Source organism: Mycobacterium sp. 4D054, assembly GCF_052245755.1.
In the GTDB taxonomy this organism is placed as follows: Bacteria; Actinomycetota; Actinomycetes; order Mycobacteriales; family Mycobacteriaceae; genus Mycobacterium.
Genome location: NZ_JBQQCF010000047.1, coordinates 1 through 24,972, shown reverse-complemented (window position 1 = coordinate 24,972; position 24,972 = coordinate 1). Strand labels below are relative to the sequence as shown.

General features: G+C 69.4%; 30 protein-coding genes. 25 read left to right on the top strand and 5 right to left on the bottom strand.

The window, feature by feature from the left end:
- The first annotated feature begins 14 nt into the window (after positions 1-14).
- Positions 15-2,438, top strand: a complete 2,424-nt coding sequence (locus tag ACTWP6_RS24860; RefSeq protein ID WP_443189069.1) for a glutamate-1-semialdehyde 2,1-aminomutase — start codon at positions 15-17, stop codon at positions 2,436-2,438.
- On the opposite strand, the gene ACTWP6_RS24855 is transcribed toward ACTWP6_RS24860, so the two are convergent.
- On the bottom strand, positions 2,428-2,727 hold the full coding sequence (locus ACTWP6_RS24855) for a YciI family protein (RefSeq protein ID WP_443189068.1): 300 nt from the start codon (positions 2,725-2,727) through the stop codon (positions 2,428-2,430). The two genes, ACTWP6_RS24860 and ACTWP6_RS24855, sit on opposite strands and share 11 nt — an antisense overlap.
- Positions 2,724-3,527 carry a hypothetical protein gene (locus tag ACTWP6_RS24850; protein WP_443189067.1) on the bottom strand — a complete coding sequence of 268 codons (804 nt, stop codon included), beginning with the start codon at positions 3,525-3,527 and terminating at the stop codon, positions 2,724-2,726. Before ACTWP6_RS24850 ends, ACTWP6_RS24855 begins: the two co-directional genes overlap by 4 nt.
- Positions 3,528-3,539: 12 nt before the next feature.
- Between ACTWP6_RS24850 and ACTWP6_RS24845 the strand changes: the two genes are divergently transcribed.
- From ACTWP6_RS24845 to ACTWP6_RS24805, 9 genes are all read left to right on the top strand, one after another.
- Positions 3,540-4,577: a Ppx/GppA phosphatase family protein gene (locus ACTWP6_RS24845; RefSeq protein ID WP_443189066.1), complete on the top strand. Its 1,038-nt coding sequence runs from the start codon at positions 3,540-3,542 to the stop codon at positions 4,575-4,577.
- A gap of 27 nt (positions 4,578-4,604) precedes the next feature.
- Positions 4,605-5,909, top strand: a complete 1,305-nt coding sequence (locus tag ACTWP6_RS24840) for a hypothetical protein (protein WP_443189065.1) — start codon at positions 4,605-4,607, stop codon at positions 5,907-5,909.
- Positions 5,910-5,923: 14 nt separating this feature from the next.
- The gene (locus tag ACTWP6_RS24835; protein ID WP_443189064.1) at positions 5,924-6,769 is read left to right on the top strand and encodes a sugar phosphate isomerase/epimerase family protein; all 846 of its coding nucleotides are present in this window, start codon (positions 5,924-5,926) and stop codon (positions 6,767-6,769) included.
- A gap of 20 nt (positions 6,770-6,789) precedes the next feature.
- On the top strand, positions 6,790-7,662 hold the full coding sequence (locus ACTWP6_RS24830; protein ID WP_443189063.1) for a thioesterase family protein: 873 nt from the start codon (positions 6,790-6,792) through the stop codon (positions 7,660-7,662).
- An 80-nt stretch (positions 7,663-7,742) separates the two neighbouring features.
- Complete coding sequence (proC, locus tag ACTWP6_RS24825; protein ID WP_260756856.1) at positions 7,743-8,615, top strand: pyrroline-5-carboxylate reductase; 873 nt, start codon at positions 7,743-7,745, stop codon at positions 8,613-8,615.
- Between the two features lie 139 nt (positions 8,616-8,754).
- Positions 8,755-9,027 carry a helix-turn-helix domain-containing protein gene (locus ACTWP6_RS24820; RefSeq protein WP_260756857.1) on the top strand — a complete coding sequence of 91 codons (273 nt, stop codon included), beginning with the start codon at positions 8,755-8,757 and terminating at the stop codon, positions 9,025-9,027.
- A 133-nt stretch (positions 9,028-9,160) separates the two neighbouring features.
- A complete protein-coding gene (locus ACTWP6_RS24815; RefSeq protein WP_003402602.1) occupies positions 9,161-9,262 on the top strand; it encodes a 30S ribosomal protein bS22 in 102 nt (33 codons plus the stop codon).
- 30 nt (positions 9,263-9,292) lie between these two features.
- Positions 9,293-10,405: an SDR family oxidoreductase gene (locus tag ACTWP6_RS24810; protein ID WP_260756858.1), complete on the top strand. Its 1,113-nt coding sequence runs from the start codon at positions 9,293-9,295 to the stop codon at positions 10,403-10,405.
- Positions 10,406-10,457: 52 nt separating this feature from the next.
- Entirely contained in the window at positions 10,458-11,525 is a 1,068-nt protein-coding gene (locus ACTWP6_RS24805) for a lysophospholipid acyltransferase family protein (RefSeq protein WP_443189062.1), read from the top strand.
- Between the two features lie 8 nt (positions 11,526-11,533).
- Here the strand turns inward: ACTWP6_RS24805 and ACTWP6_RS24800 are convergent, their stop codons facing one another.
- Together ACTWP6_RS24800 and ACTWP6_RS24795 are read right to left on the bottom strand one after the other, a co-directional pair.
- Positions 11,534-12,076: an FAS1-like dehydratase domain-containing protein gene (locus ACTWP6_RS24800; RefSeq protein ID WP_443189061.1), complete on the bottom strand. Its 543-nt coding sequence runs from the start codon at positions 12,074-12,076 to the stop codon at positions 11,534-11,536.
- Between the two features lie 38 nt (positions 12,077-12,114).
- Positions 12,115-13,020 carry an HAD family hydrolase gene (locus ACTWP6_RS24795; RefSeq protein WP_260756861.1) on the bottom strand — a complete coding sequence of 302 codons (906 nt, stop codon included), beginning with the start codon at positions 13,018-13,020 and terminating at the stop codon, positions 12,115-12,117.
- Positions 13,021-13,059: 39 nt separating this feature from the next.
- Between ACTWP6_RS24795 and ACTWP6_RS24790 the strand changes: the two genes are divergently transcribed.
- From ACTWP6_RS24790 to ACTWP6_RS24725, 14 genes are all read left to right on the top strand, one after another.
- Positions 13,060-13,314, top strand: coding sequence for a glutaredoxin family protein (locus tag ACTWP6_RS24790; RefSeq protein ID WP_260756862.1), 255 nt, complete (start codon positions 13,060-13,062; stop codon positions 13,312-13,314).
- 145 nt (positions 13,315-13,459) lie between these two features.
- Positions 13,460-14,830, top strand: coding sequence for a glutamyl-tRNA reductase (locus ACTWP6_RS24785; protein ID WP_443189060.1), 1,371 nt, complete (start codon positions 13,460-13,462; stop codon positions 14,828-14,830).
- Positions 14,831-14,855: 25 nt separating this feature from the next.
- Complete coding sequence (gene hemC, locus ACTWP6_RS24780) at positions 14,856-15,794, top strand: hydroxymethylbilane synthase (protein ID WP_443189059.1); 939 nt, start codon at positions 14,856-14,858, stop codon at positions 15,792-15,794.
- Positions 15,791-17,506: a uroporphyrinogen-III synthase gene (locus tag ACTWP6_RS24775; RefSeq protein WP_443189058.1), complete on the top strand. Its 1,716-nt coding sequence runs from the start codon at positions 15,791-15,793 to the stop codon at positions 17,504-17,506. Before hemC ends, ACTWP6_RS24775 begins: the two co-directional genes overlap by 4 nt.
- A gap of 77 nt (positions 17,507-17,583) precedes the next feature.
- Positions 17,584-18,564, top strand: coding sequence for a porphobilinogen synthase (gene hemB / locus ACTWP6_RS24770; protein WP_443189057.1), 981 nt, complete (start codon positions 17,584-17,586; stop codon positions 18,562-18,564).
- On the top strand, positions 18,561-18,971 hold the full coding sequence (locus ACTWP6_RS24765; RefSeq protein ID WP_443189056.1) for a hypothetical protein: 411 nt from the start codon (positions 18,561-18,563) through the stop codon (positions 18,969-18,971). Before hemB ends, ACTWP6_RS24765 begins: the two co-directional genes overlap by 4 nt.
- A gap of 47 nt (positions 18,972-19,018) precedes the next feature.
- On the top strand, positions 19,019-19,465 hold the full coding sequence (locus ACTWP6_RS24760) for a hypothetical protein (RefSeq protein ID WP_260756870.1): 447 nt from the start codon (positions 19,019-19,021) through the stop codon (positions 19,463-19,465).
- Positions 19,462-19,953, top strand: coding sequence for a DUF3093 domain-containing protein (locus ACTWP6_RS24755; RefSeq protein ID WP_260756871.1), 492 nt, complete (start codon positions 19,462-19,464; stop codon positions 19,951-19,953). Before ACTWP6_RS24760 ends, ACTWP6_RS24755 begins: the two co-directional genes overlap by 4 nt.
- Complete coding sequence (locus tag ACTWP6_RS24750) at positions 19,950-20,228, top strand: hypothetical protein (RefSeq protein WP_443189055.1); 279 nt, start codon at positions 19,950-19,952, stop codon at positions 20,226-20,228. The genes ACTWP6_RS24755 and ACTWP6_RS24750 overlap by 4 nt, the downstream gene beginning before the upstream one ends.
- Positions 20,229-20,331: 103 nt before the next feature.
- Positions 20,332-21,228, top strand: coding sequence for an oxygenase MpaB family protein (locus ACTWP6_RS24745; RefSeq protein WP_260756873.1), 897 nt, complete (start codon positions 20,332-20,334; stop codon positions 21,226-21,228).
- The gene (locus tag ACTWP6_RS24740; protein WP_260756874.1) at positions 21,215-21,808 is read left to right on the top strand and encodes a TetR/AcrR family transcriptional regulator; all 594 of its coding nucleotides are present in this window, start codon (positions 21,215-21,217) and stop codon (positions 21,806-21,808) included. The genes ACTWP6_RS24745 and ACTWP6_RS24740 overlap by 14 nt, the downstream gene beginning before the upstream one ends.
- Before the next feature lie 42 nt (positions 21,809-21,850).
- Complete coding sequence (locus tag ACTWP6_RS24735) at positions 21,851-22,186, top strand: hypothetical protein (protein ID WP_260756875.1); 336 nt, start codon at positions 21,851-21,853, stop codon at positions 22,184-22,186.
- Between the two features lie 46 nt (positions 22,187-22,232).
- Positions 22,233-22,733, top strand: a complete 501-nt coding sequence (locus tag ACTWP6_RS24730; protein WP_443189054.1) for a pyridoxamine 5'-phosphate oxidase family protein — start codon at positions 22,233-22,235, stop codon at positions 22,731-22,733.
- Entirely contained in the window at positions 22,717-24,081 is a 1,365-nt protein-coding gene (locus ACTWP6_RS24725) for a cytochrome P450 (RefSeq protein ID WP_443189053.1), read from the top strand. Before ACTWP6_RS24730 ends, ACTWP6_RS24725 begins: the two co-directional genes overlap by 17 nt.
- On the opposite strand, the gene ACTWP6_RS24720 is transcribed toward ACTWP6_RS24725, so the two are convergent.
- The gene (locus tag ACTWP6_RS24720) at positions 24,082-24,462 is read right to left on the bottom strand and encodes a nitroreductase family deazaflavin-dependent oxidoreductase (RefSeq protein ID WP_443189052.1); all 381 of its coding nucleotides are present in this window, start codon (positions 24,460-24,462) and stop codon (positions 24,082-24,084) included. It lies immediately after the preceding gene.
- A 343-nt stretch (positions 24,463-24,805) separates the two neighbouring features.
- On the opposite strand from ACTWP6_RS24720, the gene ACTWP6_RS24715 reads away from it, so the two are divergent.
- Positions 24,806-24,972, top strand: a 167-nt coding sequence (locus tag ACTWP6_RS24715; protein WP_443189078.1) for a transposase, incomplete at its 3' end; no start/stop codon positions are given.

Genomic DNA, 24,972 nt, shown 5'->3' with positions numbered 1-24,972 from the left:
CAGGACATGGTGGCATGAAGGCCGGCCACTGCCGCGGATGCGGGGATCCCGGACTGCACCGTGTGCTCGACCTGGGGCTGGTGCCCGCCGCCGACCACTTCCCGCCGGCCGACCTGCCCGTCGATCCGGCGGAGGTGTCCCACCCGCTGGCGATGGACCTGTGCGCCGCATGCGGGCTCGCTCAGCTCGCCGAGGACGACACCGACACTGCTGAGCCCCGCGGTGTCGAGCCGCAGGCGCTCAAAGATCAAGCTGCAGAAGCGGTCCGCCGCGTCGAGGACGCGGGCTGGCTGAACGTGGCGGGCGGCACGGTACGCGAGTTCGGCAGCCCGCACGGCGGCAGCTGGCTGCCGCTTCTCGCCGAGCGCCGGTACCGCGCCACCTGCGGGGGCACGGCCGACGTCGTGCTCGACTGTTTCGGCATCATGCACGACGCCGACCAGCAGACCGCGTTCGAAGAGCGCGCCAGGGCCACCGCGCCGGACGGGGTGCTGCTGATCCAGTTCCACAGCTTGGCCGCGATCGTCGCGCACGGGCAGTGGAACTCGTTGCGGCACGGCCACTTCGCCTACTACTCCACGCCGGTCGTCGTCGCACAGCTCGAGCGGGTCGGTATGCGCGCCGCACACGCGTGGACCTTCGACCTCTACGGCGGGACCGTGCTCGTCGCGGCCGTCCATGGCACCGGCGAACCCGGCCCGACCGTCGCGTCCCTGCTGGAATCCGAAGCCGCGCTGACCGATGCGGCCACCGTGGGCGTTGTGCAGGACGCCGCCGATTCGCAGGTGGTCGCGCTGCGTAGCTGGCTGGAGCAGGAACGCCGGGCCGGCCGCCGGGTCTACGCGTACGGCGCCGCGTCGCGCGCCGTCGCGCTGTTCGCCCGGGCCGGGTTGGACCGGACGCTGATCGGTGCGGTCGCGGACGCGGCACCGGCCAAGCAGGGCCGCCGGATGCCGGGCACCGATGTGCCGATCGTGTCACCGGACGAGCTCGTCGCGGCGGACCCGGACCGGGTGCTGCTGACGCTGGGTGATCTGCGGGCCGAGGTGTCGGCGCGCTGGCCGCAACTGGACGGCCGCTGGGTTCCCGATGATCGGTTCGTCAGGCCCGCACGCAGTTTCGCGCGGTCCCGGCAGCTGCAGGAGCGGCTGCACGAGCTGGTGCCCGGCGGCGCGCACACCTACGCGCGGGGGCCCGACCAGTACCCGGAGTTCATGCCGCCGGTGCTGACCCGAGGGTCGGGCTGCCGGGTGTGGGACGCCGACGGCAACGAATACATCGAGTACGGGATCGGGCTGCGCGCGGTGACCCTCGGTCACGGCTATCGCCCGGTCGTCGACGCGGCAGCTCGCGCGATGGCCGACGGCCTCGGGTTCAGCAGGCCGACCGCGCTGGAGGTCGCCGCCGCCGAGGACTTCCTGGAACTGGTGCCCGGGGCGGAGATGGTCAAGTTCGCCAAGAACGGGTCCGACGCCACCACCGCGGCGGTGCGGCTGGCCCGCGCGGTGACCGGCCGGGTCAAGGTCGCGGTCTGCGATCAACCGTTCTTCTCCACCGACGACTGGTTCATCGGCACCACCGCGATGGCCGCAGGCGTGCCCGCCGAGCACGCCGCGGCCACGGTCCGGTTCCGGTACAACGACGCCGCGTCGCTGGCCGAACTGCTGAGCGCCGAGGACGTCGCCTGCGTGGTGATGGAGCCCGCCTCGGCGACCGCCGAACCCGCCGCCGGGTTCCTCGACGAGGTCCGCGACCTGTGCGACCGCACCGGCACGCTGCTGGTGTTCGACGAGATGATCACCGGCTTCCGCTGGGCGGCCGGCGGCGCGCAGACCCTGTACGGGGTCACCCCGGACCTGTCCTGCTGGGGCAAGGCGATGGGCAACGGGTTCCCGCTGTCGGCGCTGGCCGGCCGGCGCCGCTACCTGGAGCGGGGCGGGCTTCGCACCGATGCCGACCGGGTGTTCCTGCTCTCGACCACCCACGGCCCGGAGACCGCGTCGCTGGCGGCCTTCCGGGCCGTGGCTGCGGCGTACCGCACCGAGGAGCCGATCGCGCGGATGGAGTATGCCGGCCGGCGGCTGGCCGACGGGGTCGGAGCCGCGGTGGCCGAGGCCGGGCTGGGCGATCGCATCCGGGTGATCGGGCGCCCGTCGTGTCTGGTGTTCACCACCTGCGACGCCGACGGCGCACCGTCACAGGCCTACCGCACGCTGTTCCTGCAGGAGCTGCTGCGCCGCGGCGTGCTCGGTCAGTCGTTCGTCACGTCGGCTGCGCACACCGACGACGCCGTCGACGCGACGGTGGCGGCCGTGCGCGGCGCCCTGACGGTCTACCGGTACGCGATCGAGGCGGGCAGCGTGCACGGACTGCTGCAGGGCAGGCCGGTCGCACCGGCGATCCGGCGCACCGCGGAGCCGCGCCGGCTCAGCCGGTGACACCACCCATGATCTCGGCGACCTCGAAGGCGTTGACGCCCGCGATGACCGACGGATCGGCTTCACCGATCGCCAGTGCCTCGGCACGGTCGGCGACCCGAAGCACGCCGAGCCCCCAGACGCCCTCGGGGTCGGCGACGGGTCCGTACACCACGACCCGGCCCGCGGCGAGCAGTTCCTGCCAGTACCCGACGTGCTGGTCCATCGCCTGCTGCTCGGCGTCGGTCATCGTCTGGGCGAAGTCGGCGCGCGGCGGGATCAGCCGGAACAGGTAGAGCGACCCGCTCATTCGGCGGCGCGAGTGGCGGGGTGTACGGCGATCAACCCCAATCCATTGCGCCGTTTGCAGATCGCGGCCAACTCCGCATAGGTCTTCTCGCCGAGCAGTTCGGTGAGCTCGGGAGCATAGGACTGCCAAACCTGTTTGGTGCCGACATGCGTGCCGGGGTCTCCGGTGCAGTACCAGTGCAGATCGAGACCGCCTTCACCCCATCCGCGGCGGTCGTACTCGGTGATCGTGGTCTTGAGGATCTCCGAGCCGTCGGGCCGGGTCACCCATTCCTGGGTGCGCCGGATCGGTAGCTGCCAGCACACCTCGGGCTTGAGCGTCAGCGGTTCCACGCCGATCTCCAGCGCCTTCTGGTGCAGCGCGCACCCGATGCCCTTCGGCCAGCCCGGCCGGTTGAGAAAAATGCAGGCGCCCTTGTACTTTCGGGTGCGCCAGTTGGGTTTGTCGTCGTGCTCGTCGAGCTCCAGGTAGCCCTTGCGGCCCAGGCCCTTGTCGCGGAACTGCCAGTCCTCGTCGGTCAGGAGTTTGACCGCGTCGTCGAGCTGGGCGCGGTCGTCGTCATCGGAGAGAAACGCGCCGTGCGAACAACATCCGTCGTCGGGGCGATTCTCCACGGTGCCCTTGCAGGCCGGGGTGCCGAACACGCACGTCCAGCGGGACAGCAGCCACGTCATGTCGGCTGCGATCAGATGCTCGGGGTTGTCCGGGTCGTAGAACTCCACCCACTCCCGGGCGAAATCCAGCTCGACCTCGCCTGGATAAGATGCCGATGCGCTCACGGTTTTCAACGGTAGACCCATTAGGTTGGATGGGTGCGATTAGGCGTGCTCGACGTGGGCAGCAATACCGTCCACCTTCTGGTGGTGGACGCGCGTCGGGGCGGCCACCCGACCCCGATGAGCTCCACCAAGGCTTCGCTGCGGCTGGCCGAGGCGATCGACACTTCGGGAAAGCTCACCCGCAGGGGCGCTGACAAGCTGGTAGGCACCGTCGACGAGTTCGCCCGAATCGCGACGAGTTCGGGATGCGCCGAACTGATGGCCTTCGCCACCTCCGCGGTCCGCGATGCGACGAACTCCGAGGATGTGCTGGCCCGCGTGAAGGCCGAGACGGGCGTCGAGTTGCGGGTGCTCAGCGGCGTGGACGAGTCGCGGCTGACCTTCCTGGCGGTGCGGCGGTGGTACGGCTGGAGTGCCGGCCGCATCATCAACATCGACATCGGCGGCGGATCACTGGAACTGTCCAGCGGTGTCGACGAGGAGCCCGACGTCGCGCTGTCGCTGCCGCTGGGTGCGGGCCGGTTGACGCGCGAGTGGCTTCCCGACGATCCGCCCGGGCGGCGCCGGGTGTCGATGCTGCGGGACTGGCTGTCCAACGAACTGTCCGAGGCGGCGGCGGCGATCAGCGATGCCGGCGCCCCAGACCTGGCGGTGGCGACGTCGAAGACGGTCCGGTCACTGGCCCGGCTCACCGGTGCGGCCCCGTCGGGCGCCGGTCCGCGGGTCAAACGCACGCTGACCGCCACCGGTCTTCGGCAACTCATAAATTTCATCTCTAGGATGACCGCGGCTGACCGAGCAGAACTGGAAGGGGTGAGTGCCGATCGGGCACCTCAGATCGTCGCGGGCGCGCTGGTGGCGGAGGCGAGCATGAAAGCCCTCGGCATCGAGAGCGTCGATATCTGTCCCTGGGCGTTGCGTGAAGGTCTCATCCTGCGGAAACTCGACAGTGAGGCAGACGGTAGCGCCTTCGTGGGCGGCAGCGGCGAATCGGACGATTCTGGCAAACCAGGCAGAGCGAGCGGAGAATCGGCCTCACGGCCGATGTCGGTGCGCGATGCTGGACGGTGAAGCAGCGAGGCTCGAAGGCAGCAGGCGATGACTGGATCTGAGGACGACCACAGCAACACCCGGCCGATTTCGGTCGCGGAGCTGCTCGCCCGCAACGGCACGATCGGGGCACCCCCGGTCGGCGGCCGGCGCCGCCGCCGGCGCGGCAACGCCGATGCCGTCACCGTCGCCGAGCTCACCGGTGAGATCCCGATCGTCCGTCCGGACGACCAGCCACCCGTCGCGGCCGAGCCAGAGCCCGAATCCCAGCCCGAACCCGAACCGGAGCTCGTGCCGGAACCGGAGCCCGAAGCCGCAGCCGAAACGGAGCCCGAAGCCGAAACGGAGCCCGACGCCGCAGCGGAGCCTGAAGCCGAAACGGAGCCCGACGCCGCAGCGGACGGGGAGGCCGCAAGCGAGGCGGAGTCCGACGACCTTGTCGACCGCGAAGTCGACCGCGAAGAGGACGTCACGCCTGACGAGGACGCCGCACCCGGGGCCATCGAGGAGGTCCCGGTTGAGGCCGTCCCCGACGACGGCGAGTACGCCGACGCGGGCGCCGACCCCAGCGCCCACGTCGCGGAGCGGGAGGCCGAACGCGAGGTCGCGCCCGAACCGACCCGCCGCTTCGGCTTCAGCCTGTTTGGCCGCAAGAACCAGACCGTCGACGCCGAGCAGTGGACCCCGGACCCGGTCGACGAGGACGCCCGCACCAGCGGACCCAGCGCAGAAGCCGCCACGGAATCGGACGCGGATCTGCTGGACGGAGACGCCCCGGAGATCGAGGACCTCGACGACGAGATCGCCCTGACCACCGACCTCGACGCGCACCCCGACACCGGCTTCGACACCGATATCGAGGAGGACGACGCCGTCGAACGGGCCCTCGACGAAGACGAGGACGAGGACGAGTTGCCGTCCTACCTCCGCTCGACCGAGGAGCCGCTCTTCGGCGGCCCGAGCGCCGACAGCGAGGACCGCGACGCCGTCATCGGCACCGCTGATCGCGACGAGCTCGACCGGGACGAACTCGATCGGGACGAATTCGAACGCGACGAGCTCGACGAGGAGCACGGCGAACCCCGCCGGATGTCGTCGTTCGTGAGCGGCCTGTGGATCGTCGGCCAAAGCGTGATCGCCGTGATCTTCGGCGCCGGCTTGTTCGTCGCGTTCGACCAGCTGTGGAAATGGAACAACATCGTCGCGCTGGTGCTGTCGGTGTTGGTGATCCTGGGCCTCGTCGTCGGGGTGCGGGTAGTGCGCAAGACCGAGGACATCGGCAGCACGCTGATCGCGGTGGCGGTCGGCGCGCTGGTCACCCTCGGCCCGCTCGCGCTGCTGCAGTCCGGCTGAGGCCGACCGGCACGGTGCGTCCCGCTATCAAGGTCGGTCTGTCGACGGCCTCGGTCTACCCGCTCAAGACCGAGGCCGCTTTCGAGTACGCCGCCGAGCTCGGCTACGACGGCGTCGAGCTGATGGTGTGGGCCGAAACGGTCAGCCAGGACACGGCCGCGATCGAGGCGATGTCGAAGCACTACGGCGTGCCGGTGCTGTCGGTGCACGCGCCGTGTCTGCTGATCACCCAGCGCGTCTGGGGCGCGAACCCGATCCCGAAACTGGAGCGCAGTGTGCGCGCCGCCGAACAGCTGGGCGCCCAGACCGTGGTGGTGCATCCGCCGTTTCGGTGGCAGCGGCGCTACGCGGAAGGATTCAGCGACCAGGTGGCCGAGCTGGAAGCCTCCAGCGACGTGATGATCGCCGTGGAGAACATGTTCCCGTTCCGCGCCGACCGGTTCTTCGGCGCCGGCCAGACCTCGATCGAGCGGATGCGCAAACGCGGAGGCAACCCGGGGCCCGGCATCTCGGCGTTCGCGCCGTCCTACGATCCGCTCGACGGTGGTCATGCGCACTACACGCTGGATCTGTCGCACACCGCCACTGCAGGCACCGACGCCGTAGAGATGGCCCGCCGGATGGGCGACGGTCTGGTGCACCTGCACCTGGCCGACGGCAGTGGCGCGTCCACCGACGAACACCTGGTGCCGGGCCGCGGCACCCAGCCGACCGTGGAGATCTGCGAGATGCTCGCCGCGAGTGACTTCGTGGGCCACGTGATCCTGGAGGTCAGTACCTCCGGCGCGCGCACCGCCGCCGAACGCGAGGCGCTGCTCACCGAGTCGCTGCAGTTCGCGCGGCGGCATCTGCTGCGCTGAGCGCGTGCGATGATGCCGCGGTGACGAGTTCGACGCTGTTCACCGACGCCATGGCCCTGACCTCTGTAGCGGACGGGGTGTATCGCGGAGAACTCAACGAGCACTGGACGATCGGGCCCAAGGTGCACGGCGGCGCGATGCTGGCGCTGTGCGCGAATGCCGCACGCACCGAGTTCGGCCGAGCGGCGGGCTCGGCGCCGCGACAGAATGCCGAGCCCGACGTGGAGCCCATCGCGGTGTCGGGCAGCTTCCTGTGGGCGCCCGACCCGGGACCGATGAACCTCGTCACCACCGTGCGCAAGCGCGGCCGCCGGGTCAGCCTGATCGACGTCGAACTCAACCAGGGCGACCGCACGGCCCTGCGCGCGGCGATCACATTGGGCACCCCGGAGCACCATGTGCCGCCGCTGCTGTCGGTCAATCCGGTGGTCCCGCTGATGACGCCGGAGCCGCCGCCCGGGCTGGCACCGATCGGGCCGGGGCATTCCATGGCCGACATCGTGCACCTGGCGCACGGGTGCGACATCCGGCCGTCGCTGACGACGTTCGACCGGCGCGCGGAAGGCGGACCGCGCACGCGAGGAGCGGATCAGCAGATGCCGGTGATCGAATACTGGGTGCGCCCCAAGGGCGTTGCACCGGACGTGCTGTTCGCGCTGCTGTGTGGCGACGTGTCGGCTCCGGTGACGTTCGGGGTCAACCGGTTCGGGTGGGCGCCAACGGTTCAGCTCACCGCGTATCTGCGGGCCCGGCCGGCCGACGGCTGGCTGCGCGTGATGTGCACCGCCACGCAGATCGGTCAGGACTGGTTCGACGAGGACCACATCGTGGTCGACTGTGAGGGGCGCATCATCGTGCAGACGCGGCAGCTGGCGATGGTGCCGACCGGTTGAGCCGCCCGGGCCGCCAGTCGGGTTTGGAGCGGCTGGCACCGCCACGCGGCTGACACCGCCAGCGTGCGATGCTGTCCGGCATGGCCAGAATCGCGATCATCGGCGGCGGCAGCATCGGCGAGGCGCTGCTCGCGGGCTTGCTGCGTGCCGGCAGGCAGGTCAAGGACCTCGTCGTCGCCGAGCAGAACCCCGCCCGGGCGAAGTACCTGTCCGAGAAGTACTCGGTGCTGGTGACGACGGTGTCCGACGCGGTGGACAGCGCGACCTACGTCGTCGTCGCGGTCAAGCCGGGGGATGTGCAGTACGTCATCGGCGACATCGCCGACACCGCGGCCCGCGCGGAAAGCGACGCGGCCGAACAGGTTGTGGTGTCCGTCGCGGCCGGGGTGAGCACCGCGTTCTACGAGAACAGACTGCCCGCCGGTTCGCCGGTGGTACGTGTGATGCCCAACGCCCCGATGTTGGTCGGCGGCGGCGTCAGCGCGGTTGCCCCCGGCCGGTTCGCCACCCCGGAGCACCTCAAGGAGGTTTCGCTGCTGTTCGACGCGGTCGGCGGTGTGCTCACGGTCGCCGAATCCCAGATCGACGCGGTCACCGCGGTGTCGGGCTCCGGGCCCGCCTACTTCTTCCTGATGGTCGAGGCGCTCGTGGATGCCGCCGTAGACGCCGGTCTTTCGCGTCCGGTGGCCACCGACTTGGTGGTGCAGACGATGGCCGGTTCGGCCGCGATGCTCCTCGAGCAACTCGATGTCGCAGCCGCCGCGGCGGAGGCGGCGCCGGCCGCTGCGATGAACACCTCACCGGCCCAGCTGCGGGCCACGGTGACCTCCCCGGGCGGCACCACCGCCGCTGGGCTGCGCGAACTCGAACGGGGCGGGCTGCGGGCCGCGGTGGCCAACGCCGTCGAGGCCGCGAAAACGCGCTCTGAGCAGCTCGGAATTACACCCGAGTAGTTCGGGAATTTGAAACTGAATAACCCACACCCGTCGCAGTAACCACACCTGCCACGCTATTCTCCTGGTGGTAAGCACGGGTTGGTGCCAGCGGTGGGGAAGCCGCTGGAACTGCCCGCGCCTGATTGATTGGGTTGCGATGACGTCTATGAACGGGCCATCTTCGCGGGATTCGGCCGGCGGTAAGGCGGCGCGAGACGCCGGACAGACCAGCTCCGGCGACGGGCAGCAGCAGCGTGCCCAGTTCCTCACCGTCGCCGAGGTGGCGAGCCTGATGCGGGTGAGCAAGATGACCGTCTACCGCCTGGTGCACAACGGCGAACTGCCCGCGGTGCGCGTGGGCCGGTCGTTCCGGGTGCACGCCAAGGCAGTCCACGACATGCTGGAAAGCTCGTACTTCGACGCCGGATAGCGCCATACGGCGCGGCTCCCCTCCGGTCGCCGACCGAAGGGGATTTCAGCGCCGGCGCGGTCGCGAGGTAAGGTGACCGGTCGAGACTGACGAGATCCGACGGATCTACACACACACTTAGGTAGCGGAGTTCATGGGTTCTGTCATCAAGAAGCGGCGCAAGCGCATGTCGAAGAAGAAGCACCGCAAGCTGCTTCGTCGCACGCGGGTGCAACGCAGAAAACTCGGCAAGTAGGCCCCGCGCCCCGCTCGCTAGGCTGTCTGGATGGATTCCGACGCCCGCTCTGGAAGTCGTTCCCGGGGTGGCGCCGACGGCTCGAACACCCGTGACGGTCTGAACTACCCGAAGGTCGTGCTGGTCACCGGCGCCTGCCGGTTCCTGGGCGGGTACTTGACCGCCCGGCTGGCGCAGAACCCCTTGATCAACCATGTGATCGCGGTCGACGCGGTCGCGCCGAGCAAGGATCTGCTGCGCCGGATGGGCCGTGCGGAATTCGTGCGGGCCGACATCCGCAACCCGTTCATCGCCAAGGTCATCCGCAACGGCGAGGTCGACACCGTGGTGCATGCCGCCGCGGCGTCGTACGCGCCGCGGGCGGGTGGTCGCGCGACGCTCAAAGAGCTGAACGTGATGGGTGCGATCCAGTTGTTCGCGGCCTGCCAGAAGGCGCCGTCGGTGCGTCGGGTCATCCTCAAGTCCACCTCCGAGGTCTACGGGTCGAGCTCGAGGGACCCGGTGCTGTTCACCGAGAGCTCCAGCCGCCGCAGGCCACCCGGTGAGGGCTTCGCCCGGGACAGCATCGACATCGAGGGCTACGCCCGCGGGCTGGGCCGGCGCCGACCCGACATCGCGGTGACGATCCTGCGGCTGGCCAACATGATCGGGCCCGCGATGGACACCGCCCTCTCGCGCTACCTGGCCGGCCCGGTGGTGCCGTCGGTGCTCGGCCACGACGCCCGGCTGCAGCTCCTGCACGAGCAGGATGCGCTGGGCGCCCTGGAGCGCGCGACGATGGCCGGCAAGGCCGGCACGTTCAATGTCGGGGCCTCCGGCGTGATCATGATGAGTCAGGCGATCCGGCGGGCCGGGCGTTTGGCGCTGCCCGTCCCACGGTCGGCGTTGGTGGCCGTCGATTCGCTATGGCGGGCCACTCGTAACTCCGAGCTCGATCGGGAGCAGGTCGACTATCTGAGCTACGGGCGCGTCATGGACACCACCCGCATGCGCAGCGAACTCGGTTACACCCCGAAGTGGACGACGGCCGAGGCCTTCGACGACTACGTGCGGGGCCGCGGTCTGACACCGATCGTGGACCCTCGCTGGATACATGCTGTGGAGAATCGTGCGGTTGCGGCGGCGCAGCGCTGGGGGCGGTAAACTCACGTCTCAGTTTTATAGGCCGGGGGGATTTGGGGGAGAAGGTAAGACGTTGCCGGGCGAGCCTAAAGCGAAAGTCATTCCGCTGCATGCGAATTCAGGTCGCAGTGCGAACAAACGGCGTGCCGCGGCTCAGCGCGCCGACGCGGCTCGTCGACATCCGTCGGTATTCAACGATCCCGGTGGCCGCGCGTCGGCCGAGCAGATCGCCGCGGTGGTCCGCGAGATCGATCAGCGCCGCGGATCCAGCCCGGGCGCCGGTGTCGCCGACACACCCAACGAGCTGGCGCAGCGGATCTCCGCGGTCGCCGATTTCCTGCGCAAGCGGGTGACCGGTGACTATCCCGTCGATGAGTTCGGCTTCGATCCGCACCTCACCAACGCAATCTTTCTGCCTTTGCTGAGAGTGTTCTTCAACTCCTGGTTCCGGGTCGAGGTGAGCGGCGTCGAGAACCTGCCGGAGACGGGTGCGGTACTGGTGGTGGCCAATCACGCCGGGGTGCTGCCGTTCGACGGCCTGATGACCCAGGTCGCCGTCCGCGACCGGCATCCGGCTCATCGCAACCTGCGCCTGCTCGCCGCCGACCTGGTGTTCGACATGCCGATGGTGGGCGAGGCGGCCCGCAAGGCCGGCCACACCATGGCGTGCACCGACGACGCGCACCGGCTGCTGGCCGCCGGGGAGCTGACGGCGGTGTTCCCCGAGGGCTACAAAGGCCTCGGCAAGCACTTCAAGGACCGTTACAAGCTGCAGCGTTTCGGCCGCGGCGGTTTCGTCTCCGCAGCGCTGCGCACCAAGGCGCCGATCGTGCCGTGTTCGATCGTCGGGTCCGAGGAGATTTACCCGATGATGGCCGACGTGAAGTTGATGGCACGCCTGCTGGGCCTGCCGTACTTCCCGGTCACGCCGCTGTTCCCGCTGGCCGGTCCGCTGGGCGTGGTGCCGCTGCCGTCGAAGTGGCACATCCAGTTCGGTGAACCCATCGACACCACCGGCTACGACGAGTCCGCGGCCGACGACCCGATGGTCACGTTCGATCTGACCGACCAGGTTCGCGAGACGATTCAGCAGACGCTGTACCAGCTGCTGGCGAACCGGCGGAACACCTTCTTCGGCTGACCGCCCGGTCAGTCCGCTCTCGGGCTGTGCCCGGCAACGAACTTCGACAGTGCCGCCGCGTCCCGCTTCGCCGCGATCTGGGCGGTCAACTCGTCGGCCTCGGTGTCCGACTCCGCCTCACCCATCACGGTGACGATGCTGGTGATCACCCGTTCGCCGTTGTCGTCGGTGACCTCGCCGCGGATCTCGGTCAGCACGGCACCGTGCGACTCGGTCACCGAGTCCAGGTAGGAGTCGAACCACAGCTTGTCCCCGGCCAGGATCGGGCGGTGGAAGATCAGCTTCTGGTCGCGGTGCAGGACCCGCTCCATGTTGATCGGCAGGTCGAACTGATTGAAAATCTCCTGCTGCACCCGCCTGCCGGCCACCGCCAGGAAGGTCAGCGACGCGATCAGGCCGTCGTAGCCGTGCTCCCTGGCCGCCTCTTCGTCGTGGTGGGCCGGGTGCTCGTCCTTGACGGCGCGGGCGAACTCGCGGATCTTCTCGCGGTCAACCTGGAAGTAGTCGGGATACCGGTAGTGGGTGCCGATGATCTCTTCAGCGATAGCCATGCCCAAGTCTTTCCGTTCTGCCGTCAGCGGGCGCGAGCCTACCTGGCTTCGCGGCGGGACACCGCGGCCGCCAGCGCGCCGCCGATGGCGCCCAGCGCCAGCGCCGACGGGACGCCGATCCGCGCGGCCTTGCGCGCGGTGCGGAAATCGCGGATCTCCCAGCCCCGCTCCCGCGCCAGGTCGCGCAGGTCGGCGTCCGGGTTGATGGCGACTGCGGTACCGACCAGCGACAGCATCGGCACGTCGTTGAAACTGTCCGAGTACGCGGTACATCGGCGCAGGTTCAGGCCTTCGCGGATCGCCAGCGACCGCACGGCGTGCGCCTTGCCGGTGCCGTGCAGGATATCGCCCACCAGCCGCCCGGTGAACACCCCGTCGATCGACTCCGCCACGGTGCCCAACGCGCCGGTCAGCCCCAACCGGCGGGCGATGGTGTCGGCCAGCTCGTACGGCGTGGCGGTCACCAGCCACACCTGCTGGCCGGCGTCGAGGTGCATCTGCGCCAGCGCCCGGGTGCCCGGCCAGATCTTGTCGGCGATGATCTCGTCGTAGATGTCCTCGCCCAGTGCGACCAGCTCCGCGGTCGAACGTCCCTCGATGAACGCCAGCGCCTTGCGACGGCCGGCGGCCACGTCGTCGCTGTTCTCCCGGCCTGTCAGCTGGAACTTCGCCTGGGCGAACGCAAAGCGGGCCAGGTCCTGATAGGTGAAGTACTCACGGGCGGCCAGGCCGCGCGCGAAGTGCACCAGCGAGGAGCCGTGCACCAGGGTGTTGTCCACGTCGAAGAACGCGGCCGCGGTCAGATCCGGCGGTGGCGGCGGCGGGCCGGCCTCCGGTTCCAGCGGGCGGGCCAGCCCCTCGGCGGCGACTTCCGCGCTGACCTGACCGGCGAGTTTCTGCGCCCGGCTGCCGGCCCCGGCCTCGGATCCCCCGGTAACGGACACGGCTACCAGATTAGGTCACCTGGTCGGAATACTGGCGGGGTGGATCGACAGGTGGAGTTGCTCACACGCCAGGGCTGCCCGATGTGCGCGGCCGCCGCGGCGCGGCTGCATGAGCTCGCCGCCGAGCTCGGCTTCGTGCTGACCGTGACGGACGTCGACGTCGCGGCCGCGGCCGGCGAGCGCGGCCTGCGCGCCGAATACGGCGACCGGCTTCCGGTGGTGCTGCTCGACGGGGCGGAGCACAGCTACTGGGAGATCGACGAGCCGAGGCTGCGCGAGGACCTCGCGCGCTGACGATCCCGCCGCCGAAATCGCATTCCGGTACGGGTTGGCACGCGTTTTGCCGCGTGGAATGCGGTTTCAGCGCAGAGAGAGCAAATTTGGTAGGCCAGCTGAGAAGGACTACCTTTGATGTCGTGCTGAGCGTGGTGAGGGAGCCATGAGCGTCTTGCTCTTCGGGGTTTCGCACCGCAGCGCGCCGGTGTCCGTTCTCGAGCAACTGAGCACCGACGAATCCGATCAGGCCAAGATCGTCGAAGAGGTGCTGCGCTCCTCGCTGGTCACCGAGGCCATGGTGCTCTCGACCTGCAACCGCGTGGAGATCTACGCCGTCGTCGAGGCGTTCCATGGCGGGCTGTCGGTGATCGGCCAGGTGCTCTCCGAGCACTCCGGGATGTCACTGCAGGATCTGACCAAGTACGCCTATGTGCGCTACGCCGAAGCGGCCGTCGAGCATCTGTTCGCCGTCGCCGGCGGCCTCGATTCCGCCGTCATCGGCGAGCAGCAGGTGCTCGGCCAGGTCCGGCGTGCCTATGCGTCCGCTGAAGCCAACCATTCGGTGGGCCGCATCCTGCACGAGCTGTCTCAGCGGGCCCTGGCCGTCGGCAAGCGGGTTCATTCGGAGACCGGGATCGACGCCGCGGGCGCCTCGGTCGTCTCGGTGTCCCTCGACATCGCCGAGCAGAAGGTCGGATCGCTGGCCGGCCGCAGCGCGGTGGTCGTCGGCGCCGGATCCATGGGGGCGCTGGCCGCCAAGCATCTGGCGCGAGCCGGTGTCGAACGCATCCACGTGGTCAACCGCACGCTGCCGCGAGGCAAGCGCCTCGCCGAGAACATCCGCGCGTACGGCCTCGCCGCTGACGCATACCCGTTCGACCACCTGCCGCCGCTGCTCACCGACGCCGACATCGTGATCAGCTGTACCGGCGCGGTGCGGCCGGTGGTTTCGCTGGCCGACGTGCACCGCGGACTGGCGCACGTGCGGGAGCCGAAAGACCTGGTCATCTGCGACCTCGGGATGCCGCGGGACGTCGACCCCGCCGTCGCCGGCCTGCCGGGGGTTTTCGTGGTCGACATGGAGCGCATCCTGCGCGAGCCGACGGCCAAGGCCGCGGCCACCGACGCGGATGCCGCCCGCACGATCGTGGCGGCGGAAGTCGCCAACTACCTGGCCGGGCAGCGTATGGCCGAGGTCACCCCGACCGTCACCGCGCTTCGTCAGCGCGCTGCCGATGTCGTCGAGGCCGAACTGCTCAGGCTGGACAACCGGTTGCCCGGACTGGACGCCGGGCACCGCGACGAAGTTGCCAACACGGTCCGCCGGGTTGTCGACAAACTGCTGCACGCGCCGACGGTGCGGGTCAAGCAGCTGGCCAGCGCTCCCGGCGGCGACAGCTACGCCGAGGCGCTGCGTGAGCTGTTCGAGCTCGACCAGCACGCGGTCGACGCCGTCGCCGGCAGCGAACTGGGACCCATTGCCGGAGGTGATGACATGGGTTCCCATGCAATTGATCTCGACAAGACCGAGTGACGCTCGGCCCGCCGAAAGCCATTACGTGATTCGAATCGGCACCCGGGGAAGCCTGCTGGCCACCACCCAAGCCGGAACCGTGCGTGACGCCCTGATCGCCGCCGGACATGACGCCGAACTGGTCATCGTCTCCACCGAAGGGGACCGCCGCGCCGACGCGCCCATCGCCGACATCGGCGTCGGGGTGTTCACCGCCGCGCTGCGTGAGGCCATTGCCGACGACGTCGTCGACGCCGCCGTGCACTCGTATAAGGATTTGCCGACCGCGGCCGACCCGCGCTTCGTGATCGCGGCGACCCCGGTGCGCGAGGACGCCCGGGACGCGCTCGTGGCCCGTGACGGACTGGTGCTGGGGGAGTTGCCGGCGGGCTCGGTGATCGGCACGTCGTCCCCGCGGCGGGCGGCACAGCTTAGAGCACTGGGTCTCGGTTTGGAAATCCGCCCCCTACGAGGCAACCTAGATACCAGGTTGAACAGGGTAAGCAGCGGTGAACTCGACGCCATCGTGGTGGCCAGAGCGGGATTGGCCCGCATCGGTCGCCTCGACGCGGTGACCGAAGCGCTGGAGCCGGTACAGATGTTGCCGGCGCCTGCGCAGGGGGCACTGGCCGTCGAGTGCCGCGCCGGCGACACGGCGCTCGCGCGGGTGTTGGCAGAACTCGACGACGCCGACACGCGGGCGGCGGTCACCGCAGAGCGAACCCTGCTGGCCGAACTGGAGGCGGGTTGCTCCGCACCGGTGGGCGCGATCGCCGAGGTGGTCGAGTCTATCGATGAGGACGGCCGCGTCTTCGAAGAGCTGTCGCTGCGCGGCTGCGTGGCGACGCTGGACGGATCCGACGTGATCCGCGCGTCCGGGATCGGGACACCCGATCGGGCCCGGGAGCTGGGGCTCTCGGTGGCCGAGGAGTTGTTCGAGCTGGGAGCGCGCGATTTGTTGGACGAAGGCGGGAGAGACAGATGAGCTTGCGAGGACGCAAGGGCAAGCCCGGCCGCATCACGTTCGTCGGCTCCGGGCCCGGGGATCCGGGCCTGCTGACGACGAGGGCACGTGCGGTGCTGAACAACGCCGCGCTGGTGTTCACCGACCCCGACGTGCCCGAAGCGGTACTGGCCCTGGTGGGCTCGGAGCTGCCGCCGCCGTCAGGACCGTTGCCGCCGGTCACCGACGCGGCGCAGAAATCCGCGGCCGCGGCGAAGCCCGCCGAGAACGAGGCCGACGTGGCGAGGCCGGCCGAAGGTGCCAAGCCCGCCGAGGACGCCGTGATCCCCGGCGGGCCCGATGTGCGCCCGGCGCTGGGCGACCCGGCCGAGGTCGCCAAGACCCTGGCCACCGAGGCCCGCACCGGGGTGGACGTGGTCCGGCTCGTCGCCGGTGATCCGCTGTCGATCGACTCGGTGATCACCGAGATCAACGCGCTGGCCAAGACGCAGCTGACATTCGAGATCGTGCCGGGCCTGCCCGGAACCTCGGCGGTACCCACCTATGCCGGTCTGCCGCTGGGTTCGTCGCACACCGTCGCCGACGTCCGCGATCCCAACGTCGACTGGGCGGCGCTGGCCGCCGCCCCCGGGCCGCTGATCCTGCACGCCACCGCGTCACACCTTCCCGAGGCGGCGCGGACCCTCATCGAGTACGGCCTGACCGAATCCACCCCGGCGGTCGTCACCGCCAATGGGACAACGTGCCAACAGCGTTCGGTCGAGACCACGCTGGGCGGCCTGCTCGACAAGGCCGTGCTGGACAAGCCGGCCGTCACCGAGCCGGCCGGCCCACTGACCGGGACGCTGGTGGTCACGCTCGGGCGCACCGTGTCCCACCGCGCGAAGCTGAACTGGTGGGAGAGCCGCGCGCTGTACGGCTGGACCGTTCTGGTGCCGCGCACCAAGGATCAGGCGGGCGAGATGAGCGACCGACTGGTCGGTCACGGCGCGCTGCCCATCGAGGTGCCGACCATCGCCGTCGAGCCGCCGCGCAGCCCGGCCCAGATGGAGAGGGCCGTCAAGGGATTGGTGGACGGCCGGTTCCAGTGGGTGGTGTTCACCTCCACCAACGCGGTGCGCGCGGTGTGGGAGAAGTTCAACGAGTTCGGGCTCGACGCCCGCGCGTTCTCCGGTGTGAAGATCGCCTGCGTCGGGCAGGCCACCGCGGAGAAGGTGCGCTCGTTCGGGATCAACCCCGAGCTGGTGCCCACCGGCGAGCAGAGTTCGTTGGGGCTGCTGGACGAGTTTCCGCCGTACGACGAGATTTTCGATCCGGTGAACCGGGTGCTGTTACCACGGGCAGACATCGCGACCGAGACACTGGCCGAAGGTCTGCGTGAACTCGGTTGGGAGATCGAGGATGTCACCGCCTACCGCACGGTTCGCGCGGCCCCGCCGCCGGCGCACACCCGCGAGATGATCAAGACCGGCGGGTTCGACGCCGTGTGCTTCACATCGAGCTCGACGGTGCGCAACCTGGTCGGTATCGCGGGTAAGCCGCACGCGCGCACCATCGTCGCGTGCATCGGCCCCAAGACCGCCGAGACCGCAGCGGAATTCGGCCTGCGCGTGGACGTGCAGCCCGAGGTCGCCGCGGTGGGCCCGCTGGTCGAGGCGCTCGCCGAGCACGCGGCCCGGCTGCGCGCCGAGGGCGCGTTGCCGCCGCCGCGGAAGAAGAGCCGCCGCCGCTAGGAACTCGCCGAAAATGCACTCCGGCAGGTGGGCACTCGACTCTTGGCTGCTGGAATGCGATTTCGTGGAAGGTTGACATGGCGTTCCCACGACACCGCCCCAGGAGGCTGCGGACCACGCCGGCGATGCGCCGGCTGGTCGCCCAGACCACGCTGGAGCCACGGCATCTGGTGCTTCCGCTGTTCGTCGCCGACGGCATCGACGAACCCCGAGACATCACCTCGATGCCCGGGGTCGTGCAGCACACCCGGGACTCGCTGCGCCGGGCCGCTGCCGAGGCGGTCAGCGCGGGCGTGGGCGGGTTGATGCTGTTCGGCGTCCCGAAGGGCGAGGACAAGGACCCCACCGGAAGCGTCGGCGTCCACCCGGACGGCATCCTCAACACCGCGCTGCGCGACCTTGCCAAGGATCTCGGCGACGACACCGTGCTGATGGCCGACACCTGCCTCGACGAGTTCACCGACCACGGGCACTGCGGGGTGATCGACGCCGCGGGACGCGTCGACAACGACCTGACCAACCGCCGGTACATCGAACTTGCTGTGGCGCAGGCTAATTCAGGCGCCCATGTGGTGGCGCCGAGCGGCATGATGGACGGCCAGGTGGCCGCGATCCGCGACGGTCTCGACGCCGCCGGATACCCCGACACCGCGATCCTGGCCTATGCGGCGAAGTTCGCGTCGGCGTTCTACGGTCCGTTCCGGGAGGCGGTCGGGTCCAGCCTGCAGGGCGACCGGCGCACTTACCAGCAGGATCCCGGCAACGTGCGGGAAGCGCTGCACGAGGTCTCCCTCGACCTCGAGGAGGGCGCCGACATCGTGATGGTCAAGCCTGCGATGTCCTACCTCGACGTGGTGCGCCAAGCCGCCGAGCTCTCCCCGGTCCCCGTGGCGGCGTATCAGATCTCGGGCGAGTACGCGATGATCACCGCCGCCGCCGAGCGGGGCTGGATCGATCTGCGGGCGTCCGTGCTGGAGTCGTTGACCGGGATCCGGCGGGCGGGCGCCGACATCGTGCTGACCTACTGGGCCGCCGACGTGGCCCGCTGGCTGTCGTGACCGGTCCGGCCGAGCAGCCGCACCGAATCGAGGGCCCGTCGCCCGCCCGCCCGCCTGACGTCGACACGGCGTTCTGGTTGTGGGTGGTCGCGCTGCCTCTGATGATCGGCAGCTACGTGCTGGACCTGCTGGTGACCCGTGACCATCCGAACAGCCTGATGCTGGCGCTGTCGCTGGTGTTCGCCGGGATTCTTGCCGCAGTCGTGCTCACGTTCTTGTTCCTGCTCAGGCAGGGTTATCGCTGGGCGCGCACGCTGTTGACCGCCGGCGCCATCGCGTCGGTGGTGTACTCGCTGTCGAACCTGTTCGGTGTCGAGCGGCCCACCGCGGCGGCGATGGCCTACGCCGCGTCGGTCATCATCGGATCCGTACTGACCGGCGGCGGCGTGTACCTGCTGCACCGCTAAGACTCCCACGAGTTCTTCACCCGCTGATTCGCTAGGCTGACCCGACCATGACCCCGCCCACCCCCGCCGCCCGGCCGCGCATCGTCGATCTGGCGTTCTGGTGCTTCATCGGCGGCGCGGTGCTGATGATCGTCGGCGGACTGATGGCGGCGACCGCGACTTACGACGCCGCGCGGGCGGCGATCCCGACGACGGTGTCCGACGAGCAGGTGCGCAACTACCTGACTGTCTACCGGTTCACCGGTATCGGGGCGGTGCTGGTGGCCGGCGCGTTGGCGTTCCTGGCCGGTCGCGCCCGGCACGGCGACTCCCGCTTCCGGCTGGCGACGCTGGCTCTGGCTTTCGCGGCGCTGGTCGTCATCGGTGTGCTGGCGCTCGGGGTGGGTGTCGCGCAGCCGCTGATCCTGCTCGGATTGCTGCCGGTCCTGATCGGGACGCTGCTCATCGTGCAGCCCGCGGCGCGATTCTGGTTCCAACAGGAGGACCGACGGTGACCGAATCTTCCAACACCCCTGAGGTGCTCTTCTACGAACAGGGCGCCAGCTGGCTGTGGGTGCTGGCGGGCCCGGCCGCGGGTGTCGCGATGGCTCTGATCCAGCTCTCCGCCGGCTACGGAATCCAGTGGATGGTGCCGGGCCTGTTTTTCGTGCTCGTGTCGCTGTTCCTGGCGATCCAGGTGAAGGCGGCCCGGATCCACACCTCCGTGGAGCTGACCACCGAGAAGCTACGGCAGGGCACCGAGATCACGCTCACCGACGAGATCGTGCGCATCTACCCGGAAGCCAGCGGTTCCGAGACGCCCAAGTGGCAGTACGCGCGGGCACTCGGTGAGCTGACCGGGGTGCCCCGCGGTCGCACCGGCATCGGTCTGCGCCTGACCAACGACCGCACCGCCCAGGCGTGGGCCCGCAAACACCAGCGGCTGCGCGCCGCGCTGACCAGCCTGGTCGAGGAACGCATTCCGCCGGAGCCCGCGTCGTGAACCGGTGGGCCGTCGTGCAGCTGGCGCTGGCGGCCGCCGCGGCGGTGGGCTGCGTGCTCAGCTGGCTGGCGGCCCGCAGCGACGTGGTCGTGGGCCCGGTGCTGGCCGGTGAACCGTCGACGATCTCGCAGGTCTATTACGCCCCGATGCTGACTTTGTCTCTGCTGCTCGCGACGGCGGCCGGCGTGCTGACCGTCCTCGGTGTGGCCCGCCTGCGCGGGTCGCATACCCGGGTCCCCCTCGCCGGGGGCGCCGCGAAACCGCCATCACGGTAGTGATGAGCCGCCTTCGACTACCGGGAAGGCGCCCTCGCGAACCGGAGTGACCCTCGCCACAGGCGTCTTGGTACAAAGTGCACAATCTGTAACACTGTTGCTCATGACCGAGTTGGCGGACAAGAGCGAGCACCTCGACGCTGCGGAACCGGATGCGCTGCCGCTGGGGCCCCGGTCCCTGGTGTGGCGCTACTTCGGCGACAACCGCATGTACCTGATCGGCCCGCGCCCGGCGGTGCTGCAGAACATGCTCGCCGAGCTCGGCCAGGGCGTGTACGACCACTCGACGTTCTTCGCCGACACCGCCGAACGCCTCAAGCGCACCATCCCGCCGATCTTCAACACGGTGTACGGCTCCGACGACGACCATGCGGGTCTGCGGGTCCGCGATTTCCACCATCACGTCAAGGGAGAGATGCCCGGCCCCGACGGTGCTGCCGGCTCCCGCTACCACGCGCTGGACCCCGACACGTACTTCTGGGCGCACGCCACCTTCGTCGAGCAGATCTACTACTTCGCCGACACCTTCGTGAAGCGGCTGACCCGCGCCGAACGCGAACAGATCTGGCTGGAGTCCAAGACCTGGTACCGCCGCTACGGGGTCAGCGACCGCGCCATGCCCGCGACCTACGACGAGTTCGAGAAGTACTGGGACGCGATGATGACCGAGGTCCTCGTCGCCCACCCGTCGGCCAGGTACGGCGTCGGCTACGTCACCAAGGGCTTCCCGAAACCCAAGGCGGTGCACCCGCTGGTGTGGCGACTCGTGGCTCCGGTGTTCAACCCGCTCGCGGCGTTCCTGACCACCGGAGGGCTGCCGCCGCGGGCGCGGGACCTGCTCGGGCTGCCCTGGACCGACAAGCAGGAACGCCGCTATCAGCGCTTCGCCGCGTTCTGGCGGTCGCGGCCGGTGAACTGGGCCTGGGACCGTCTGCCCATGCGCGTGCGCTACAGCGGATACGCGGTGAAGGGGTATGCCCGCTCCGATGTCCGGCCCTGATTCGGCGACCCAGCACATTCTCGACGCCGCCGTCGTCGAGTTCGAGCGGCACGGCTTCCGCCGGGTCGCCCTCGACGATGTCGCGCGGCGAGCCGGGGTCAGCCGCACCACCATCTACCGGCGCTTCGCCAACAAGGACGAACTGGTCGGCGCGGTCATCGAGCGGGAGAACGTCCGACTCTTCGCCGACATCGCGGCCGAGCTGAAACAGGCTGGGCCGCAATCAAATTACTATGTCGAAGCGTTCACGCTGTCGATTCTGAAGTTCCGCGGGCACCGAGTGCTGCACCAGATGATCACCGATGAACCCGGACTCGTGCTCGAGCTCGCCGGCCGCCACCACCGCGCCGCGATCGAGCGCATGGCCGAGGCGTTGCGGACGATCTTCCCGCCCGGATTCGCCGACCGCATCGGGGCCGAGGCCGTCGACGACCTTGCCGACACCATCCTGCGGTACGCGGCGATGGTGCTGCTGCTGCCCAGCGCGCAGCCCTTGGAGACAGCCGACGACATCCGCGCATTCGCGCGCCGGCATTTCCTGACGAGCCTGCCCACGGCGCTGCGGTCGGTCCCCGCATGACGCCGTGTTTCGCAGATCACACTTTCGGGCAGCCCGAAAGCCATGACCACCGATGACAAAACCCAGCAACGTCAGTCCGGTGACACACCGGACGTCCAGCTCGATCACGTCACCGAGACACCGAATTCGGAGAACCAGAAGCTCACGGAGAAGCCTGAGGTCACCGACGAACACCGGGAGAAGGCCAAGGAGATGGCCAAGGCCTACTCCGAGGACCTGCAGACCACCACGCTGCCCGGCAGCAGCGGCACCGTCTCCGGAACGTCCGTCACCGACTGGGTCGACGACAAGGACAAGGGCAAGATCGAGACGTCGGCCGACGAGGGCAACGTCGAGTACCGCAAGACCGAGGAGTTCCGCAAGAAACTCGAAGAGTGACGGTCCCGGCGGCGGGGACAAAGACCGCTTGCCTAATCTGACTGCTGTGACACCTCTCGATCAGATCGCCCCCGCCTTCGTCGAGATGGCGCACTCGATCGTCTGGGCGTCGGTGGCCACCGTCGACGACGACGGCAAACCTCGCTCCCGCATCCTGCATCCCCTCTGGGAGTGGGACGGCACCGACTTGTTCGGCTGGATCGCGACGGTGCCGACACCGATCAAGCGCGCCCATCTGTCCGCCCACCCCGAGGTGTCGGTGAGCTACTGGACCACCAACCACGACACGTGCTCGGCCGAGTGCCTCACCGAGTGGTACACCGACGACGACACCCGCTCCGCGGTGTGGCAGAAGTTCGCGACGGCGCCGGCTCCGGTCGGATACGACCCGGCCATCATCCCGATGTGGACCGACGGCCCGACCTGCGCCGATTTCGCCGTGCTGCGGCTGGCGCCGTACCGGTTGCGGGTGATGCCCGGCACCGTGATGACTCAGGGCCGAGGTGCCCCGTTGCTGTGGAGTGACCGCAGTGGTCGCAGAAACTGACACCGCCGTCGCCGGCTTACCGCTGGTCCCGCGCAATCCGCTGCCGCTGTGGAAGCTGGCGCAGCTGGTCCGGCGGCTCGACACCGGCCAGGAGGTGATCCGCGACGCCGGCGGTCCGATCACCCGCATTCAGCTGGGCCCGAGGAAACTGGTGCCGCCGATCGTGGCGGTGATGTCACCGACCGGGATGCGAGATGTGTTGGGGCGCAACGACGCCTCCTCGGATCGCTGCATCATCCACGACGAGGTCCGACAGACGGCGGGCGACAGCCTGTGGGTGTTGCCGAACGAACAGTGGCGGCCCCGCAAGCGGGCACTCGCGCCGGTGTTCACCAAATTCAGCGTGCGCACCTTCGGCGGTCACATGTCCACGGCCGCACAGGCATTCGTCGACCGATGGCCCGCCGGCGGCGATGTCGACCTCGACGCCGAGTGCCGCAGTGTCGCCATGCAGTCGCTAGGCCGGTCGGTGCTGGGCGTCGACCTGAACGAACGCGGCGAGACCATTGCGCGATGCATGCATGTGGCCTCCTCCTACACCGCTGACCGCGCGTTGCGGCCGGTGCGGGCACCGCGCTGGCTGGCCACCCCGGCGCGTCGGCGGGCCCGTTCGGCGGTGAACGCGATGCGCGCGATCACCGACGAGATGGTCAGGGCGTGCCGGCACGACCCGCAGCGGGACGCACCGCTGGTGCAGGCGCTGATCGCGGCCACCGACCCGGAGACGGGCCGTCCGCTGTCCGACGAAGAGATCTCCAACGACCTGCTGATCTTCATGCTGGCCGGCCACGACACCACCGCGACGGCGCTGACCTACGCGCTGTGGGTGCTCGGCCACCATCCCGAGATCCAGGATCGTGTCGCGGCGGAGGCCGCCGCGATCGGTGACCGCGAACTGACGCCCGACGACGTGCCGGCGTTGGGATACACCGTTCAGGTGCTGCATGAGGCGGTGCGGTTGTGCCCGCCCGCCGCCGGCGTGGCGCGGCTGGTGACCAGCGACATCGCGGTCGACGGCTACCGGGTGGAGGCCGGCAGCCTGGTCGCCCTCGGGCTCTACGGGCTGCACCACGACCCGGCCCTGTGGCCGGATCCGATGGCCTTCGACCCGGACAGGTTCAGCCCGGAGAACGTCAAGGCCCGCGACCGCTGGCAGTTCCTGCCGTTCCTCGGCGGGGGACGCCCCTGTATCGGTGAGCACTTCGCCCGGCTGGAGACCACGCTGGCGCTCGCCACCGTGGTCCGCGCCTGCCGGATCGAGTCGCTCGATGACGATTTCGAGTGCGAGGTGCCGTTGACCACGGTCGCCAAGGGGCCGATCAGGGCGCGCATCACCCCGCGTCGCTGATCAACCCCGGTCGAGCAGCACCGCCTGTTCGAACGGCAGCAGCCCGAACACCGGCCGCATCACGCCGGTCACCGACGGGGCCGCCTCGACCTTCGTCATCACCCGCGGATTCACCACCGCAAACGATCGGCCGTGGCGGCGCATGGTGCCGCCGCCGGCAGCGACGATGTTCTTCAGCCAGTGCCGGTCGGGGCCGTAGGTGAGCAGGATGGCGACGCCGTCGGCGGTCGAGAACACCGTCAGCGGGGTGCGGCAACGGCGGCCGGAGCGGCGTCCGGTGTGTTCGAGAATTCCCATCGTCGGCGCCCAGCCCGCCCACATCCGCTGGATGGGGTTGGTGACGTGCCGGTTGAACCGCGCCAGCCACTGCGGCAACTGCATGTCACCATGATCCTCCTTGCGCGGCGGCGACTTCCACCGCAACCCCGGCGCCGCTCCACGGCCGGCCCCGCAGCGCCGACGTCGGCCGGCGAATCCACCCAGGTGGGCAGCTGATCAGCAGGCTCAAAGATGCGGACTCCGGATCCATGGACGAAACTCACAGCAGAGTGGAGAAGCTGCTGAGGTTCGGTATACGGACCGGGATATCGAGGTTGCGTCCAGCAGAGTGGTTACGAGTCGGACCTGATCAGCGGTACCGGCGTGTCGTTGCCGAATGATTGAAGGTCATCGCGTGATTCTTCGAGAGACCCGTCAAAGTCACTCGAGCAAAGGAATCGACGCGATGACCACTGCCCACAATATCGACCTGCCCACCGTGCTTGCCGAACGACTCACCACAGCGCACCCTGACGTGCTGCGTGAGCTGCTGGCCACGTTTATCCACACCCTGATGGGTGCAGAGGCCGACGCCCTGTGCGGCGCCGGCTACGGCGAGCGCAGCACCGAGCG